The organism is Nocardioides sp. (assembly GCF_035703625.1).
In the GTDB taxonomy this organism is placed as follows: Bacteria; Actinomycetota; Actinomycetes; order Propionibacteriales; family Nocardioidaceae; genus Nocardioides.
The window spans coordinates 1-2,419 of sequence record NZ_DASSXS010000161.1 but is presented as its reverse complement, the minus strand read 5'-3'; the positions used below and the strand labels follow the sequence as shown (position 1 = coordinate 2,419).

Here is a 2,419-nt window from a genome sequence, read left to right as displayed (position 1 = left end):
CTGCCCCGGCTGCGGCCCGGCGGACGGATGGTGATGGTGGTGGGGAAGAACCTGGGCGCTGACTCCCTGCAGCGCTGGCTCGGCGAGCAGGGCTACCCGACCGACCGGGTGGCCAGCGCGAAGGGGTTCCGGGTGCTGGAGTCCAGGCGCGCGGAGGAGGGACGCGTCACCTGACCCGGATCCGCCAGGCCCGGTCGCTGAGGCTCCGGCCGAAACGCTCGTCCGCCGGGATCATTGCCCGGTAGCTGTACTCGCCGGCTCGGAGGCGGGAGGTGTTGATGGTGAAGTGCCATCCGGATCGGGCATCGGTGACGTCGACAGCGACGATCCGCCACGCACACGACGCGCAGTTGCGCCGCTGGAGCGTCACGCTTCCGTCGAAGCGGGGTTCCACGGACCCGGCGTAGACGAATCGGGAGTGGCTGACCTGTCGCATCGAGTCCGGCATCCAGCGGGTCACGTCGACCTGCCGGGTTCCCTCGCTGGCGGCGAACGTCAGGGTCCCGGAGTAGACGGCCCGATACGTCGTCGTTCGAGTGGGGAGGAGGCAACCGAACGCGAACACACCGGTGTCGTCGTCGGAGGTGGTCGAGGCGACCAGGATCCAGTCCTGTTCACCGCTGCTCCGGGCGAAGAGGTCGACATCAGCGCCGGCGATCGCGCCATCCTCGGTCACGACCTGCCCCTCGAGCAGCGCGGTGTCGCCGTGTGTCACGCGCTTGGACACCCGGGTCCAGTGGACGGACGTCTCCGTCGTGACGGGCGAGGTCGCAGCGGCCACCGGCTCCAGGGGTGACGGCGCGATCGTGGCAGGTGGGGGCGCGCACGTACGTGCCGTGGCCGGCGCCGACAGGGGCACCAGCAGCGACGTCGCCACGGCGACCGCCACCGCCATGAGTCGCAGCATCATTTCGATTCCCTCCCGCTTGCCCGATCGGCACTTCAACGACCGGTCAGGTCGCGAGTTACGAGGCGGTCCAGGCCCGGCCGTGAGGCGTACCCTCGATGCAAAGCCTTCCTGCTGCCGGAGGTCGTCGTGGACGTCCTGCTCTACTTCCTGGCTGCGCTGGTCGTCGTGGCCGGCGTCGGGTTCGCCATGAGCGCCAAGGTGGTCAAGCAGATCGAGCGCGGAGTGGTGTTCCGGCTCGGCCGGGTCCAGACCGACCCCCGGCCCCCGGGGTTCACCATGATCGTCCCGGTCGTGGACCGCATGAAGCGGGTCAACGTCCAGGTGGTGACCATGCCGGTGCCGGCCCAGGACGGCATCACCCATGACAACGTGACGGTCCGCGTTGACGCCGTCGTCTACTTCCGTGTCCTCGACCCGGTCCGGGCCGCGGTCGAGGTGCAGGACTACGAGTACGCCATGGCGCAGGTGGCACAGACCTCGCTGCGCTCGATCATCGGCAAGAGCGATCTCGACGACCTGCTGTCCAACCGTGAGCACCTCAACCAGGGGCTCGAGGTCATGCTCGACACGCCCGCGGCGTCATGGGGCATCGACATCGACCGCGTGGAGATCAAGGACGTGGCGCTGCCGGAGTCCATGAAGCGGTCCATGTCGCGGCAGGCGGAGGCCGAGCGTGAGCGCCGTTCGCGGATCATCACCGCCGACGGCGAGTACCAGGCCTCGCGCAAGCTCTCCGAGGCCGCCGCCGCGATGTCCGGCACCCCGGCCGCGCTCCAGTTGCGGCTGCTCCAGACGATGGTCGAGGTGGCGGCCGAGAAGAACTCCACTCTCGTGCTGCCCTTCCCCGTGGAGATGCTGCGCTACTTCGAGGCCGTCGCCACCGGTAAGCCGGCGGTTCCGCGCGGCGACGAGAGCGACGGCGAACCGGTCGCCGGGCCGATCCTCGAGGAGCAGGAGCCGCCAACACCCCTCGGGCGACGCAACCGCGCCGCCGAGGGGTGAGCCTCGCCCGGTCGAGCCGGGCGTTCAGCAGCAGGCAGCCGCCCTGGCTGTCTCCGTCTCCGTCGCCGTGTCGTCGGTGCAGCAGGACTCCTCGCCGCTGTCGGCGGAGAACGTCTCGCTGTCCTCGAGCACGGTGTAGATCTCCCAGCGCTCGGCGTCGGGAGCGCCCTCCACCCAGAACTTGTCCTGCTTGGCGTAGCAGCAGGTGGTGTCGCGCTCGTCGGTGGAGGCGAGGCCCTCGGCGGCGAGGCGCGCCTGGGTGGCCTCGACGGTGGCCGTGTCGGCAACCTCGACCCCGAGGTGGTTGACCGACCCGCCCTGGCCCGGGTTCTCGATGAGCACCAGCTTCAGCGGCGGCTCGGTCACGGCGAAGTTGGCGTAGCCGGGCCTGGTCTTGGCGGGCTCGACGCCGAAGAGCGTGCGGTAGAAGGCGACCGAGGTGGCGAGGTCGTCGACGTTGAGTGCCAGCTGGACACGGGACATGCGAGGCTCCTTGTATCGATGGAT

3 protein-coding genes and 1 pseudogene are annotated in these 2,419 nt (G+C 69.7%); 2 read left to right on the top strand and 2 right to left on the bottom strand.

All coding sequences use genetic code 11. From position 1 onward, the window contains the following. Positions 1-174: pseudogene (locus VFN12_RS08020) on the top strand (MFS transporter); the annotation flags it as partial. On the opposite strand, the gene VFN12_RS08015 reads toward VFN12_RS08020, so the two are convergent. Next, complete coding sequence (locus tag VFN12_RS08015) at positions 167-910, bottom strand: hypothetical protein (protein WP_325118116.1); 744 nt, start codon at positions 908-910, stop codon at positions 167-169. The pseudogene VFN12_RS08020 and the gene VFN12_RS08015 overlap by 8 nt on opposite strands. A 126-nt stretch (positions 911-1,036) precedes the next feature. On the opposite strand from VFN12_RS08015, the gene VFN12_RS08010 reads away from it, so the two are divergent. Further along, on the top strand, positions 1,037-1,912 hold the full coding sequence (locus VFN12_RS08010; protein WP_325118115.1) for a slipin family protein: 876 nt from the start codon (positions 1,037-1,039) through the stop codon (positions 1,910-1,912). 24 nt (positions 1,913-1,936) lie between these two features. Here the strand turns inward: VFN12_RS08010 and VFN12_RS08005 are convergent, their stop codons facing one another. Beyond that, positions 1,937-2,395: an ArsI/CadI family heavy metal resistance metalloenzyme gene (locus tag VFN12_RS08005; RefSeq protein WP_325118114.1), complete on the bottom strand. Its 459-nt coding sequence runs from the start codon at positions 2,393-2,395 to the stop codon at positions 1,937-1,939. Between the last annotated feature and the right edge of the window lie 24 nt (positions 2,396-2,419).

Coding starts and splice junctions, on each gene's coding strand:
- VFN12_RS08005 (WP_325118114.1), bottom strand. CDS start 2,395: ATGTCCCGTGTCCAGCTGGCACTCAACGTCGACGACCTCGCCACCTCG.
- VFN12_RS08015 (WP_325118116.1), bottom strand. CDS start 910: ATGATGCTGCGACTCATGGCGGTGGCGGTCGCCGTGGCGACGTCGCTG.